Source organism: Brucella pecoris (assembly GCF_006376675.1).
In the GTDB taxonomy this organism is placed as follows: domain Bacteria; phylum Pseudomonadota; class Alphaproteobacteria; order Rhizobiales; family Rhizobiaceae; genus Brucella; species Brucella pecoris.
In genome coordinates, this window is the sequence record NZ_VEWK01000001.1 from 503,616 (window position 1) to 519,017 (window position 15,402).

The following is a 15,402-nucleotide window of genomic DNA, read 5'->3' on the forward strand; positions in this document are numbered from 1 at the left end:
CAAATATTTTTTCACGCTTTACCCAAACCGCTCTTGACGAGTCCTTCCTTGACCCAACGCTCCAGAATGCGTCGCGCCATCGAAGTGGTGACGACAAGGTGGGAGGCAAAGCCGCCCTTCAGCGCGGCTATCAGCGGATCGAACTTATTGTCTTCCTGTACGACGAGCATGCGCTTCTTGATGGCGCGAATGGAATCGAGATCGGCAGAAATGCAGCGCCGGTTGTGATTGCAATCCAGCCACTGGCCATCGCGATCAATCAACTGGCCGGCAATAACGCCGGCTGCGCCCTTTTCGCCCATGGCATGCATGTCGGCAGCCGAGAGCGCGCCGCATTTGACTAGATGGCTGTCGTCCTCGATGCCCCCGACGGAATAGAGCGCGAGATCGCAATCCGAGATTGTCGCGAGCTGCTCCTTGATGACAGGCTCGCCGCGCAGTTCGTCGGCAAGGCGCTCGGACGAAAGCACGAGTGGCGCATAGAAATTGATGCCTTCCGCATTGAGGCGGCGAGCGATTTCCGTGGTGCACTGGTCTGGCCGGTAGGAATAAGGCGCACCGAGATTGCCGCAGAGCTGGACGACGGTAACACCACTCAGGTCAGCGAAGGGCATCACGTCGGCAATGTGATAGACGGTGCGGCCCCACGCGACGCCGACCCGGTCGCCCTTGTTGAGGAGTTCGAGGAAAACAGTAGCGGCGACCACCGGCATTTCCGCTGCGGGGTCCATCGCCTGGCGGTCTTCCGGTACCAGCCAGACAGAGGTCAGACCTGTCGCATCTTCCAATTCCCTGGCCAGAACATCGTCCGAAAAAAGCTCTGAAGAGGTAGAGATCGTGACAATTCCCATTTCGCGCGCCTTGCGTAGATACATGGCGATCGAGGCACGAGAGATTTCGAGCCGCTGGGCAACTTCATCCTGCCGCAGGCCATGCGTGTAATAGAGCCAGGCGGCTTTGTGGATGATCTGGTCAATCGGTCGGACGGGCATATGGGTTCTTCCGTTGGAGGTTCTGACATTAGTCATCGATGCTGACAAAAGTCAATGCTCCAACACAGGGCAATGCTCATGATGAGCTGAAAAGAGAAGTTTAACCTGTTATCGCGACGCACGCCCCAGCATGCGGCATGTGTCAGGTTTGTAAATCATTTCATAATGCAAGATTGTGCACCGGCTTATATCGCCGGGAGCAGAGTGGTTTCCTGATAATGATCGAGCGACGTTAGAGCGCGTCTCGATCTGATTGGATCAGATCGGCGCTCTAACTTCTTCTATTTCAAGAATAATCTTGATCGTCCTCGTTTCTCTCCGGTCGGATTATGCTCTAAGAGGCCCGACACCGTTTTTGTATTAGCGATGTCGGAAGAGTTCCGCATCAGGAATTGGCTCGCCTGCGATCGCGGCCGTGATGTTTTGCGACGCGATCATCGCAAAGGTGATACCGTTGCCACCGAAACCCATCGCTGCGAAAATGCGTTCATATCCTGGAACACGGTCGATAATCGGCAAGCCGTCTTTCGTGATGCCAAAGGGTGCAGACCAGATATAGTCCGGCTTATCTATCGTGACTCCAATAAGATCATTCAGCTTCCGTGCGATGATCGTCGCCTTATTTTCCAATTTCTTCGGGTCGTCGTTACTGTTTTGTGATTGTTCGTCCTCCCCACCGGCGATGATGCGTCCGAATTTATCGGTTCTCAGGTAGAGATAAGGATCTGCAGCTTCCCAGACGAGCATGTCTTGCATCCACGCTGGTACATTATGCAATGGTTTCGAAGACAGCGCCCAGGTAGATGCAATGCTATGTGATTTCGCTTCCATCTGAGGCAGATATTCGTAACCGGTGCAGAATACCGCATATTCCGCTGCCAGAACCTCGCCTCGTCGTGTCGCCAAGGCGACGCCAGAAGGCAACTCCGCCATATCGGTAATCTCGACCGGGGAAATGATTTGGGCATTGCGCTTTAGAACCGCCCGCAACAGCCCGGCGGTCAATTGCGCGGGATTAGCTGATGCGGAAACGTCTGACAAAATCGCGGCAGGCCGGTCTAGTCCAAAGCGCTCCATGAGTGCAGCATGGTTGAGATAATCAGCCTTGATGCCGATTTTGTTGCGGGCGGCCGCCTCATTGGCTAGTGCTTGCGCTCCCATTTCGTTGCCTACCAGATAAAGCGCTGACTTGCGACTCATCTGGCAATTGAGCTTCAATCCGACCGATAAATGAATCAACTCCTGAACTGCCTGTGCTGACCGTTGCCAGGCGGTATTGGCTGATTCAACACCGATTTTAGTGTGCAACCTTGTCAAAGGTATATCGATTTCATGCTGAATCATTGCAGTGGAAGCCGAGGTCGAGCCCCGTACTGGTGGTCGCCGGTCAACGATTAGTACGCTTTTTCCAATGCGTGTCATCGCTTCGGCCATTAAAGCTCCCGAGATGCCCGCTCCGACCACAATGACGTCGAAAGACTTACAAGGTAGGTGTTGATTTGTCTGCACGGTGGAGTTTGGTGTTTTGACCCAGAAAGGAGTGCCGGTTTGCAGGGTGTCTTTGCGGGTTACTGCGTCACGACCGATCATGAACAATATTCTCCAAAGATAAAGCCAATACTCTTAAAACAGGGCGCTGAGATACTAACGCATCACGCCCTGAAAATGCTCAATCGCCGCACAGGCTTAACCAAAAATCGATGTTTCAAACTCATCGAGTTTTGGTATTAGTTATCGCGACGAATAAAATATTGGTTATTGGCCTTGTAACTTGCGTCGCTTCATTCAGAAATTTGCGATAGCCGTGCAGTCGAGGAGATATTCTCTCCCCAATTTGTATTCAAAACGTTGAATTTAACAAAGTAGCCTTCACATGCTAACTGACGGACCGGTCTGTCGTGTCTGGCGACAGTTCTGGTTGTTCGGTTTTAAATCTGAACATATCGGATTTTAGTACCGTGCGGAGCGATTGAAATGAGCACGGTCAGTTCGTGCGGATCGCAGAACACCTCAATGTATTTCTTAGGGTGCCAATAGGGCCAATCGGCACCCTGTTTCTTGCAGAAGCGATATCGTCAAGCCCGATCAGTACGAGAGCGAAGAGCGTCGATGCTAACGCTTCATGGCTTGGTGTGGAACCTTGCCGTGCCGCAGAGGCTAATGTCCGATCGATTTTTCCTAGAGCGGTTCCAGTTAAAACGGAGTCGCTGGAACCGCTCTAAGTATTTGTTTCGTCGCATTATCCTACGCAAAACCGCTTCGCACTTTTGCTGGAAATGCTCTAGACGACGAGTGCGAGCGCACGGACTGGTGAGCCTGTGCCCTTCACGAACTTCAGGGGTGCTGCGATCAGGATCGCACCCTTGGCAGGCAGTTGGTCGAGGTTACTCAGGCTTGCCAGTCCGTATCGGTTTGCCTTGTGCATAAGATTGTGTGCTGGAAACGGGGGGGTCATGGCTCCTGCGGATCCTGCATCCGTACCGACTGTTTCCTGGCCCCAGCCGATGATGCCTTTGGAAAGCAGATACTCGATTGCTTCAACCGTTGGCCCTGGAGAATGTGGGCCGTTTTCATCGGCATTCAGAAATGTATCGACCGAACCATTCCGCTTGTACCAATCGGTACGCATCAAAACCCATGATCCGGCTTCGATTTCGCCATGCTCTGCTTCCCATTCCTTGATGCTGTCCACCGTCAGCAGATAATCGGCGTCGGCGGCGGCCTGTGCGGAACGGTCGATCACGTTTACGGGAGCAACGAAGTTCTGCGGTGGGATCGTATCGGTGGTGTTGTTGGAGTGATCCTTGCCGGTGATCCAGTGACAGGGGGCATCGAAATGGGTGCCGGTGTGTTCGCCCAGCTCTATCCAGTTCCACGCCCAGAACGGACCGTCTTGATCGTATTGGCTGATGGTGTGAACTTTAACGTTAGGCGTGTTTTTGCCGAATTGTGGGGGAAGGTAAAGGACAGGCGTATCCGGACCGAGTGGTGCGGTGATGTCAATTACCTTGACGGCGCCAGACAGTAGTCCGGACGCGAGACTTGAAAGAGCAGATGTATCGTTCATAAAATCCCCATTTCGTCCTGAGCCGGCGCCGGCATTATTGTACGGTCCTTGATGAACCGGTCTCTTTCGGACGTTGGTTCGAAGCCTATGGCAGGGAATATGCTCTTGCAAGTATCCCTTTTGTAAAAATCTCCGAGAGTTTTGCAGCGGCTGAAGAATGCGCGTCGCAAAACCCTGTTTGCCAAGAATTTTTGATCGGCATGGCCTTGTGCAACTGGCGATGAAACATCGGGGAAAGCAACCTGAATATATGCATTCAAGTATAATATTGGGTGGCTGAGCAAACTGAGTCCGTATGTCGGCGGCGCGCAGAACTGGATTCTTCAACGTTCTATTGCTTTAAGGGAAGGTTTTGACGTGACCTGCTGGCTAATAAAGGGCAGGGCTACGGTGATCAGGTTGATTTAGACTTGAAATATCGGCTGCCTGGGGCAATTCTCGTTGATTGCAGCGCAACGAAATGCATCGGGCAGTAATAATGGACCTCGAATTTATAGTCACTGAAGCCGATGAGGGCGAAAAACAGGAGCTGCGTCTCTGGCTGCGTATGCTGGCAACAACCAGACTGGTTTCACAGGAAATCCGCCGCCGTCTGCGCAATGAATTTGGCGTTACGCTGCCCCAATTTGACATTCTTGCGCAGCTTTATCGGGAACCGGATGGGTTACGGTTGGGGGAACTCTCGCGCCGGACCATGGTGACCAATGGCAACATCACCGGTTTAATCGAGCGGCTGGAAGCCGATGGGCTGGTCCGTCGTGAGACGCCCGGTGCCGACAGGCGCGTCACTGTCGCGCGATTGACCGATTCGGGACAGGCGGTTTTTGCAAAAATGGCACAGGTCCACGAAAGCTGGTTACGTGACCTGATGGCCGAGGTTGACCGCGACACGATCGCTTCGTTGTTGAGAGATATGAAGCTCGTCAAGAAATCGGTAGGCAATCACCTCATGGAAGACGACGAAGAATAGTGTCCAGTCATTGTCAGTTGTTCGATAAGGCTCTGATTTTTGTCCCGTCCTTGTGCCGACATCTGCACGAAATATAAATAATATCAATTAGTTATAGGTTTCCAGATTATTTCTGTGCGAGCGGAAATTTTCAAGGAAGATTCCACTTGCTTATTTGATCAAATGATCTTTAGATATGTACGAACGTTGGATACCGATCCAGGTTGATGCCGCACTCATGCGGCCTGCTCAGAACAAAAAATGTGAGAACAGCGGAACAGGGCGGTGCTGGTTTGAGCGCGTCGACTGATCAAGTCGCTGGAAGGCCGGCTTTGACCATTGCTGCAGGGCGAAGGGCAAAGGCGGAGAACAACAGGAGAGATAGATTCATGGTCCGCCTTGCCAAACGTATCACCGATAGCTCCAAAAAGTCCTTTGGCATGTATGCCCGGGCGGCGGCGCTTGGCGCAGGTGCCGGTGACCTCATCCACATGGAGCTGGGCAGCCCACATGCCGATACGCCCCGGCATATCAAAGAGGCGACGGTCAATGCGTTGATGGCAGGCGATGTCCACTACTCGCATTTTCAGGGCATTCCGAAATTGCGCGAAGCGCTGGCCGCCCGCCTGCGTGAAAAGAACGATATGGATGTTTCCGCTTCCGATATCGTCGTTACCAACGGGCTGACTCACGCGTCCTTTGCCGCTTTCATGGCGCTGCTCGACCCGGGCGATGAGGCAATCCTGTTGGAGCCTTATTATCCCCAGCATATCGGCAAGATAGAGCTTGCTGGAGCCAAACCCGTTCTAGCGCCGTTGGATGCCAGCGACCGTTTTTCCATCAAGGCGGAACTGATCGAGCCGAAGATCACAGCCCGCACGAAAATGATTGTTCTGATTAATCCGTGTAACCCCACAGGACGGGTCTATAGTCGCGAGGAACTGGAAGTTCTGGCGAACATTGCTCGCCGTCACGATCTTGTTGTGGTTTCGGACGAGGTTTACGAAGAGATACTGTTCGATGGTGCGCGCCATGTTTCAATCGCTTCGTTGCCCGGCATGATGGAGCGAACGATTTCAATGTTTGCTTTCACCAAGAGTTTCGCCATGGATGGCTGGCGACTCGGTTACCTGACGGCGCCCCCGTATCTGATCGAAGGCATCTTGAAGATCACGACCAACGACGTCACTCATGTGAATACATTTATTCAGGCGGGCGCGCTGGTGGCGGTCTCCGGCCCGGAGGAGATATTGGCCGAGCTCGTGACGGAAGACAAAGTGAAACGCGACATTGTCGTATCACGGTTAAACCAGATGTCGGGGGTCACATGCGACTGGCCAGAAGGCACGATTTACGCCTTTCCCAAAATCGCTGCACTGGGTCTCAAGTCTCAGGACATGGCCGAGCGCATCATGACAGAGGCAGGCGTTGTCCTGGAGGCGGGGAGCTTTTACGGAGCGGGCGGCGAAGGGCATTTGCGTGTCTGCTTCGGTTCGCAATCGCTGGCGCGTGTCAATGAGGCCATGGATCGCCTTCAGCGGTTCTTCGGCTCCCTTTGAGTGACTGGCAACGTTCTCGTGACGGTCGGTTGCCAGGTGGTCTGATTCCAATATTTGCATCCTCGGCTCAAGCGCTGAGCAAAGGTTGGAATCAAAAGAACCACTAGCAAGTATATGTATCTAGTGGATTTTTCGAATTTGACGTTTGAAACAGCATCTGTGTCAGTCGGGATTCAACCGTCAAATTCAATCCACTAGGCAGATGCGATTTTAGTTGAAACTTAAAATGCCGTGTGATCAAATAATCAAATAGGTCGGCACTGGTAGGGTCAGAGACGTCTACCGAAAAGAAACGACCCATAGAGGGAATAACAATATGATGATCTGTCGCCGTACTTTTCTGGCTATGGCAGGCCTTGCGAGTGCCTTTGCCATGACAACCGCATCTCTGGCTGCCGACGCGCTCAATATCGGTGCTTATCCCAGCAATCCCCCTTTCGAGTTGAAGAATGCCGACGGGACATTCGAAGGCTTCGAAATCGACATGGCGACCGAGGCCGCCAAACGGGCCGGACTGGAGCCGGAAATTGCCGATTACGGGTTTCAGGCGCTGTTCGCCGCAACCACTTCACGGCGTATCGACGTGGCGGTTTCGTCCATAACCATCACGCCTGAACGCCTGAAATCGCAGTCCTTCACCCAGCCTTATTATGATTCTGACATCGGGGTAGCCACCAAGGCCGATAGTGCCATTACAGGACTGGCCGATCTGAAGGGCAAGACCGTCGGTGCCCTTTCTGGCTCTACTGGCGAGAAATGGGTCAAGGAAAACAAGGAAGCCAAAGGCTTCTCCGACACCAAGGGCTATAACTCTCAACAGGATCTGTTTCTTGATCTCGGTGCAGGCCGTATTGACGCGGTCATTTCTGACGTGCCGGGCATGGAACATCTCTTTCTCAAAATGAAGGGTTATGCCGTGAAGGACCGGATTCAGACCGGCGAACAATACGGTCTGATGATGGCGAAGGACCATCCGTTGCTCGGCAAGCTCAATGACGCAATCACCGCGATGAAGCAGGACGGCACCACTGCGGCTATTCACAAAAAGTGGTTCGGGACGGACCCTGCAGCCAATTCCTCGACGGTTACCGTCGTATCGATCCCGCAGCCATAATCTTTTGACGTGGTGACAGATGGGCCGCATTTGCAGGATCGGCCCATCTTCGACCGTTACTTCTCAAAACTGACCGGTCGTGCGCTCCCAGGATTTGCCTGCGAAGGACGCCAATATGACTTTCGTCGAAACCTTCCTGAACACCGAGGTTCTCGTTTCGAGCCTGCCGGCGCTCGGACGCGGCCTGCTCAACACGTTTCTTATCGGTATCGCCAGCATTTTCTTTGGTGTTCTGTCGGGCTTGCTGATCAGTATTGTCCGTATCTACGGACCGAAGGTGCTGCGTTATCTCGCGATTGCCTATATTGACGTATTCCGGGCCATGCCGGTTCTGGTCGTGCTGATCCTGATCTATTATGCACTGCCATTCATCGGGATACGCTTTTCCGCCTGGACCTCCGCTATCATGTCTTTTTCCATGGTTATGGCGGCATATTCCGCGGAAGTGTTCCGGTCCGGTATTGAAAGTGTACCGCGCGGCCAGTTCGAAGCTGCTTCGGCTCTTGGAATTCCATTCCCGATTACTCTGTGGAAAGTGGTTTTGCCACAGGCAATCCGTATCATCATTCCGCCGACCACAAGCAATTGTGTGTCCATGTTCAAGGACACCGCCTTGGCGTCAACCGTGGCTCTGCCCGAGCTTTTGAAGGAAGCGCAGGACGCACAGGCACTTTATGCCAACCCGACACCGTTGATTGGCGCGGCGCTTATCTATCTCATCCTGCTGCTGCCGCTGGTGCGCCTTGTGGCACTTCTTGAAGCGCGCTTCAAAAAGGAGAAAGTCCGATAGATCCAATTCCGGTTTCATCGGCGGCATCGGCAACAGCAATATGGCAGACAGAACATGAGCGGTTATTTTCTCTATCACTCGATAGGTACCTTTCCGGGTAAAGCGGAAAAAGTGAAAACGGCACTCGATCGTTACTCGGATATATGGTCAGCAGAAAATGACTCCCAATGGCCGGCAATGCTGGCGGAGCGCGGGCATTTCATCCGAAGCTGGGAGAAACTGATTGGCGCTCCTGCGGGATCCATGACGACCGCAGAGAACGTGACGCTGGCCCTTTACAGTCTGATTGGTGCACTGCCTGATGAACTATTGCGCGGACGCCGAATTCTGGCTGCGGCGGATTGTTTTCCAAGTCTGCATTTTTTGCTGGCTGGATTGCAGGCGCGGTTCGGATTTACGCTTGAAACCGTACCGATGAGACCGGGCGAGAGTTTTGTGCGTGACGAGGATTTTATCGACGCTTGGGGCAGCGATGTTGCGATTGCGTTGATCACATGGGTGTCGTCTACGACGTCGAAGCGTGTCGATCTGGACCTGATCTGCAAACACGGCAGGCAACAGGATACGATCATCGTTGCGGATGTCACCCAGGGCGTAGGCATTCGTCCCTTTTCCGTCGGAGAGATAGATGTCGTGGTGGGATCGTCTCTCAAATGGCTTTGTGGAAGCTCGGGAGCAGGGGTCATCTATGTGCGTCCGGGATTACTGGCTACATGCAAGCCGGAATTGCGTGGCTGGTTCAGTCAACCCAACCCGTTTTCCTGGGATCTCGATACGTTTGCTTATGCCGACGATGCGCGACGCTTCGATCACGGAACGCCTGCCGTGCTGGCGGCAATTGCCTCCCAACCCGGCCTCGATTTTGTTTCCGCGACGGGTGTCGATGTACTGGCCCGGCACAACGAACTGTCGACCGGCATGATTGTGGAACGGATCGCTGCCAACGCTACGCTGACGCTGGTCTCGCCGGAAAAGTCTGAAGAGCGCGGCGGCAGTGTGATGGCACAAGCCGTCTCCGTTGAAAAGGCAATGGCGATAATGACCGCATTGAAGTCCGAAAATTTTTATTGCGATTGTCGCAGTCGCATTCTGCGGTTTTCGCCTGGGTCGGTGACCTCCCTGGCGGAAACGGAAGCCTTGTGCGATGCGCTGGACAGCCTGACGATAGGTTAACCCTTCCGGTTATATGTCGATTTCTGCCCCATCCTGTTGTTTTCACCGTATTTATGCGACACCCGGTGATCTTATCGGGCTGTAAAATGCTATAACCGGGGAACACGGAGACAAGGGATTTGAAGCAAATGATCGGTGAAACCCGTCTGTCGAAAGTATCCTCGCGCGTAACCGTACAGGACGGGGTCTACGAACAGCTTCGCCAAGCTTTGATGTGGGGCTCATTCGAGCCCTCGCAGGCCGTGACGATAGCTTCTCTCGCTGCGGAGTTCGGCACGAGCCATATGCCTGTACGCGAGGCGCTGCGACGGCTTGCGGCGGAAAACGGACTGGAAATTGCCCGCAACGGATCGGCGCGTGTGCCCGATATTTCACGAACGCGGCTGGATGATATTTGTCGAGTCCGCGTTGCCCTTGAAGGTCTCGCCACCGAACTTGCCACGCCACGGATGAATGCTGCAGACATTGATCGCTGTCTCACACTTGCGCGGGAGCACGAAGCTCTCGGTCAAGAAGGCAAGATCTATGAGATGCTGCGCAAGAACCAGGAATTTCATTTCACGATCTACGAATTATCGGGATCTGAAACATTACCTCAGATGATTGAAACTCTGTGGCTGCGGCTCGGACCTTATATGCGTCTTCTTTCCAATCACGTTCGTCAACAAGTGGATAAGGGGATTATCCACCCTTATTCAGCCTATCATTACGAAATGCTGGATGCCATTCGTACTGGCGATGCGAAAAAGGCGGGCAGCCTGATGGTTCAGGACATCGAAGCAACGCAGCGGCTTTTGCAGAAACTCTGTTAGACGCGCGGGAATCTGTGGATCTGCCGTTTTAGAGCGCATCCCGAAAAGTGTGAAACGCCTATGCAGGGAAATCAGTCCACTGGACTGATTTCTGATCCTGCTTCCATCGAAAAAGATGCGCTCTAAAACGGCAGATCGTTACGATGGACGCTAAACCCTTTCGAGCGCGATGGCGATGCCTTGCCCGACACCGATGCACATCGTGGCAAGCGCAAAGCGACCGCCGCCGAGTTTCAGTTCCAGCGCTGCAGTGCCGGTGATGCGCGCTCCGGACATGCCGAGCGGATGCCCGAGAGCAATGGCACCGCCATTCGGATTGACGCGGACATCGTCGTCGGCAACCCCAAGAAGGCGTAAGGTGGCCAATCCCTGACTGGCAAAGGCTTCATTCAGTTCGATTATGTCGAACTGCTCCTGCCTTATTCCCAGCCGTGTCATCAGTTTCTGGCTTGCTGGGGCTGGGCCGATACCCATGATGCGTGGAGGAACGCCCGCTGTCGCGCCACCCAGAACTCGGGCGATAGGGGTGAGGCCGAATTTGCGGGCAGCAGCTTCAGATGCGATGATAAGTGCTGTCGCTCCATCATTGACGCCTGACGCATTGCCGGCTGTAACGGTCGCGCCTTCCAGCCGGTTGATTGGTTTCAGTTTGGCCAGCGCATCCAAGGTCGTTTCACGCGGATGTTCGTCGGCACTGACGACCACGGGATCGCCCTTGCGCTGAGGGATGGAAACGGGCGTGATTTCCTGCGCCAGTCGACCATTACGTTGTGCCGTCGCGGCCTTCTTCTGGCTGCGCAAGGCAAATTCATCCTGATCGGCGCGCGTGACCGCGTAATCGACAGCCACATGATCGCCGGTCTCCGGCATGGAGTCGATGCCGTATTGCGCTTTCATTACCGGATTGACGAAGCGCCAGCCAATTGTCGTATCGTGGATTTCCGCACGGCGCGAGAACGGGCTGTCTGCTTTCGGTAAGACAAAGGGCGCACGGCTCATACTTTCCACACCGCCCGCAATCATGAGCTCTGCTTCACCCGCACGAATGGCGCGTGCGGCGACGAGCACGGCATCCATCCCGGAACCGCAAAGCCTGTTGACCGTCGTACCGGTGGCGGTAACGGGAAAACCGGCAAGCAGTGTCGCCATACGGGCAACATTGCGGTTATCTTCCCCCGCCTGATTGGCGCAGCCGAAAATCACGTCCTCGATCGCTTCGCAATCCAGCGCAGGATTGCGCTCGACAAGTGCCTTGAGCGGAGTAGCGGCAAGATCGTCCGTGCGGACGCTGGACAACGCCCCGCCGAAACGCCCTATGGGGGTGCGGATATAATCGCAGATGAAAGCTTCGTTCATCGGGTTTCTCCAATCTGACGTGCTGCGAACATCGGTCCACCCTTGATCGACGGAAAGCCGTATCCATTGACCAGAACGAGATCGATGTCATCGGAATGGCGCGCAATGCCTTCTTCAAGCAAGGATTGTCCTTCATCCGCCATGGCGGCGAGCAGGCGCTGCATGATCGCTTCGTCGCTGAAACTGCGGGGAACAATGGCGTGGCGCGCACGGTAGTCGTCGATCAGCGTGTGGACGTCCGGGTCGCTGGCGCAAGCACCATCCGTATAGCGATACCAGCCGAGGCCGGCCTTGCGTCCAAAACGCCCGGCTTCGCATAATTTGTCGGCAACATCGAAATAGGGAAGGTTGGGGTCGCGGCTTGCCGCCGCTCTCTTGCGCCGTGCCCAGGCGATTTCCAGCCCAGCCATGTCGTTAACCGCAAACAGGCCCATCGCAAAGCCATAGCTTTCCATGGCGCGATCGATGTCTTCGGGATAGGCACCCTCTGCCAGCATTTTTTCGCCTTCCGTGCGGTAGGCCGAAAACATCCGGTTGCCGATAAATCCCTCACAGACACCGGTGACGATGGGTAGCTTCTTGATCTTGCGCGCAAAGGCGATGCCGGTTGCCAGCGTCTCGTCAGACGTTTCCGCGCATCGTACCACTTCCAAAAGCCGCATGATGTTGGCTGGCGAGAAGAAATGCAGGCCCAATACCCTGTCAGGGCGATCCGTGACGGCCGTCAGCTCATCCGGATTGAGATAGCTGGTATTGGTGGCCAGAATTGTTGACCGGGGCAGCAGGGCGTCGAGCTCACGGAACAGCGATGCCTTGACGGTGAAATCATCGAACACAGCTTCAATAACGAGATCGGCTTCGGCGAGCGCAGCCATATCGGCGCTGACGCTGAGTTTCGCACGTTGCGTTTCGGCGGCCTCGGTAGAAAGCCTGCGGGTATCGACCGCCTTCTGGATCATATCGGTAATCCGCGCGTGGCCCTTCGCGGCTGCTTCCGCAGTCGTTTCATAACCGATGACCTTATAGCCAGCAGCAAGACAGGCGACGGCGATGCCCGACCCCATCAGGCCGGTCCCGGCAATGCCGATGGTGGAAAGCGGTCGAGGCTTTGCCTCAATGCCTTCCACTTTTCCAGCGGCACGTTCGGCGAAGAACAGATGCCGCAAGGCGGCTGCTTCCGCGCTGTCGCGCAGACGAATGAAGGTTGTGCGTTCTTCGGCCAGTCCTTCGGCAATCGAGGTCGTTGTCGAGAGCTGAACGAGCCGCGCCGCTTCACCGGGGGCGGTCGCGCCGCGCGCCTTTTTCAGGATTTTGGCCTTGGCCTGTTCGAAAGCGGCGGCATCGGGTGTGCTAACGGTTAAATTGCCGGTCCGGCGCAAGGGCGTGCCGACCAGCGCATTGGCAAGCTTGATGGCGTCGGCCACAAGATCGCCGCTCGACATCTGGTCGATCAGGCCCAGTTGCTGCGCTTCTTCGGGGGCAATCTGGCGGCCTGTGGCGGTCATGTCGAGTGCTGCGAGCAGCCCGATCAGCCGGGGCAGACGCTGGGTACCGCCCGCACCGGGCACGATCCCAAGCTTAACTTCCGGCAAGGCAAAGGAGGCGCTGGGCGATGCGATACGGGCGTGGGCTGCGAGCGCTACCTCAAGCCCGCCACCCAAAGCGGCGCCGTTGATCGCGGCCACTACCGGCTTGTCGGCGCTTTCGATGATGGTGATGACATCCGGCAATGTCGGTTCGACCGGCGGCTTGCCGAATTCGCGAATATCCGCCCCGCCGATGAAGATCTTGCCCGCACCGCTCAGCACAGTCGCGCGGATCGCCGCGTCGGCAGAAGCATGACGAATGGCTGCGGCAAAACCTTTGCGCACGTCGGCTGATGTGGCATTGACCGGCGGGCTGTCGACCGTAACGACAAGAATGCCGTCGACAATTTCACCTGTCACAGTGGGGGAGAATTCGCGTCTATCGGCCATGGCGGTCTCAGTCCGGTATAACGGCAAAAGCCTGTATTTCGATCTTGGCCCGGTCCTCGACCAGCGCGACGACCTGCACTGCCGCCATTGCGGGGAAGTGCTTGCCAATCACATCGCGATAGGCGCGGCCGATGCCTTTCAGATTGGCGTTATATTCAGCCTTGTCGGTGAAGTACCAGGTCATGGAGGCGATGTGTTCCGGCCTGCCGCCAGCTTCCGCCAGAATGGCTACAATGTTCTTCAATGTCTGCTCGGTCTGTTCGACGAAATCGTCGGTCTCGAATTGTTGCTGTTCGTTCCAGCCGATCTGGCCACCGATAAACACGGTGCGCCCACGCGCTTCAACGCCGTTGGCATATCCGATGGGGCGGGCCCAGCCTTGCGGCTGAAGTGTCTTATGCATGTTATATCTCCAGAAAATGCGTGCGGTGACGGGCTTTAGTTAGCCTTCAGCAGTTCGCGCGCGATAATGAGTTTCTGCACTTCCGTCGCACCTTCGTAGATGCGAAGCGCACGTATCTCGCGATAAAGCCGCTCAACGATTTCGCCGCTTTTCACGCCGCGACCGCCAAACATCTGCACGGCCTTGTCGATGGTGTGCTGGGCGTTTTCCGTCGCCACCATCTTGGCCATGGCGGCTTCCTTGGTTGTGTTCAGTTTCTGAACGTCGCGCCGCCACGCCGCGCGATAGGTGAGAAGCGCTGCGGCATCGATATCGGTCGCCATGTCGCCAAGTGTGGCTTGCGTTAGCTGCAAGTCGGCCAATGCGCCGCCGAACATTGGGCGCGTCCGTGCATGGGACAGCGCCTCGCTGGCACCACGGCGCGCAAAGCCAAGTGCTGCTGCCGCAACCGATGCGCGGAAAATATCGAGCGTGCGCATAGCGATCTTGAATCCTTCGCCCGGCGCACCGAGGCGACGGCTGGCGGGAATGCGGCAATTGTCGAAGCGGATCGTGGCCAGCGGATGCGGCGCGATCACATCGATGCGCTCCGCGATGGAAAAGCCGGGATCGGTGGCGAAAACGACAAAGGCCGAAATGCCTCGCGTGCCGGGCGCTTCGCCCGTGCGGGCAAACACGGTGTAGACATCGGCGATGCCGCCATTGGAAATCCAGGTCTTTTCACCATCGAGCACATAATGGTCGCCATCGGCAATGGCTGCGCAGCTCATTGCAGCCACATCGGACCCTGCCAGTTTTTCCGACAGTGCAAAGGCCGAAATCCATTCGCCGTTTGCCACTTTCGGCAGCACGGCTTGCTTGAGCTCGTCCGATCCGGTGAGGCTGATCGCGCCAGTGCCCAGGCCCTGCATGGCAAAGGCGAAATCGGCCAGACCGTCATGATAAGCCAGTGTCTCGCGGGCGATGCAAAGCTTGCGGGAATCGATCCCTTCGCCGCCCGTTAGGCTGACGGCTGCTTCCAGCAGTCCGGCTTGGCCAAGCGCTTTCACCAAAGCGCGACAGGCATTGTCCGTGTCGCTGTGATCGACATCGGCAAGCACCGGGCTTGCCGCAAAGGCATCGAGTTTTGCGGCCCAGTCGGTATGGGTTTTCTCAAAAAACGGCCAGTCGAGATACTCCCGCTTGAGCGGCAGTGCTGCAAAACTATCCAT

13 protein-coding genes are annotated in these 15,402 nt (G+C 55.5%); 6 read left to right on the forward strand and 7 right to left on the reverse strand.

Annotation, left to right across the window (positions count from 1 at the left end; translation table 11 throughout):
- Positions 1–11 precede the first annotated feature (11 nt).
- From FIB18_RS02300 to FIB18_RS02310, 3 genes are all read right to left on the reverse strand, one after another.
- Positions 12–1,028 (reverse strand): sugar-binding transcriptional regulator, encoded by a 1,017-nt coding sequence (locus FIB18_RS02300; RefSeq protein WP_407921836.1) that lies wholly within the window; start codon positions 1,026–1,028, stop codon positions 12–14.
- A gap of 324 nt (positions 1,029–1,352) precedes the next feature.
- The gene (locus tag FIB18_RS02305) at positions 1,353–2,582 is read right to left on the reverse strand and encodes an NAD(P)/FAD-dependent oxidoreductase (RefSeq protein WP_140019223.1); all 1,230 of its coding nucleotides are present in this window, start codon (positions 2,580–2,582) and stop codon (positions 1,353–1,355) included.
- A 691-nt stretch (positions 2,583–3,273) separates the two neighbouring features.
- Entirely contained in the window at positions 3,274–4,059 is a 786-nt protein-coding gene (locus tag FIB18_RS02310; RefSeq protein WP_140019224.1) for a cyclase family protein, read from the reverse strand.
- A gap of 478 nt (positions 4,060–4,537) precedes the next feature.
- Here FIB18_RS02310 and FIB18_RS02315 point away from each other — a divergent pair, with 478 nt between their 5' ends.
- From FIB18_RS02315 to FIB18_RS02340, 6 genes are all read left to right on the forward strand, one after another.
- Entirely contained in the window at positions 4,538–5,029 is a 492-nt protein-coding gene (locus FIB18_RS02315) for a MarR family winged helix-turn-helix transcriptional regulator (RefSeq protein ID WP_140019225.1), read from the forward strand.
- Between the two features lie 368 nt (positions 5,030–5,397).
- Positions 5,398–6,567, forward strand: coding sequence for a pyridoxal phosphate-dependent aminotransferase (locus FIB18_RS02320; protein ID WP_140019226.1), 1,170 nt, complete (start codon positions 5,398–5,400; stop codon positions 6,565–6,567).
- A gap of 316 nt (positions 6,568–6,883) precedes the next feature.
- Positions 6,884–7,681: an ABC transporter substrate-binding protein gene (locus FIB18_RS02325; RefSeq protein ID WP_140019227.1), complete on the forward strand. Its 798-nt coding sequence runs from the start codon at positions 6,884–6,886 to the stop codon at positions 7,679–7,681.
- Between the two features lie 115 nt (positions 7,682–7,796).
- Positions 7,797–8,471, forward strand: coding sequence for an amino acid ABC transporter permease (locus FIB18_RS02330; RefSeq protein WP_140019228.1), 675 nt, complete (start codon positions 7,797–7,799; stop codon positions 8,469–8,471).
- Between the two features lie 54 nt (positions 8,472–8,525).
- Complete coding sequence (locus FIB18_RS02335) at positions 8,526–9,644, forward strand: aminotransferase class V-fold PLP-dependent enzyme (protein ID WP_140019229.1); 1,119 nt, start codon at positions 8,526–8,528, stop codon at positions 9,642–9,644.
- Between the two features lie 128 nt (positions 9,645–9,772).
- Positions 9,773–10,456, forward strand: a complete 684-nt coding sequence (locus FIB18_RS02340) for a GntR family transcriptional regulator (RefSeq protein WP_140019230.1) — start codon at positions 9,773–9,775, stop codon at positions 10,454–10,456.
- A gap of 150 nt (positions 10,457–10,606) precedes the next feature.
- Here the strand turns inward: FIB18_RS02340 and pcaF are convergent, their stop codons facing one another.
- The 4 genes from pcaF to FIB18_RS02360 are packed head-to-tail and all read right to left on the reverse strand — an operon-like array spanning position 10,607 to position 15,402.
- On the reverse strand, positions 10,607–11,812 hold the full coding sequence (gene pcaF, locus FIB18_RS02345) for a 3-oxoadipyl-CoA thiolase (protein ID WP_140019231.1): 1,206 nt from the start codon (positions 11,810–11,812) through the stop codon (positions 10,607–10,609).
- On the reverse strand, positions 11,809–13,788 hold the full coding sequence (locus FIB18_RS02350; RefSeq protein ID WP_140019232.1) for a 3-hydroxyacyl-CoA dehydrogenase NAD-binding domain-containing protein: 1,980 nt from the start codon (positions 13,786–13,788) through the stop codon (positions 11,809–11,811). Before FIB18_RS02350 ends, pcaF begins: the two co-directional genes overlap by 4 nt.
- A gap of 7 nt (positions 13,789–13,795) precedes the next feature.
- Positions 13,796–14,191 carry a RidA family protein gene (locus FIB18_RS02355; RefSeq protein WP_140019233.1) on the reverse strand — a complete coding sequence of 132 codons (396 nt, stop codon included), beginning with the start codon at positions 14,189–14,191 and terminating at the stop codon, positions 13,796–13,798.
- Between the two features lie 35 nt (positions 14,192–14,226).
- Complete coding sequence (locus FIB18_RS02360) at positions 14,227–15,402, reverse strand: acyl-CoA dehydrogenase family protein (protein WP_140019234.1); 1,176 nt, start codon at positions 15,400–15,402, stop codon at positions 14,227–14,229.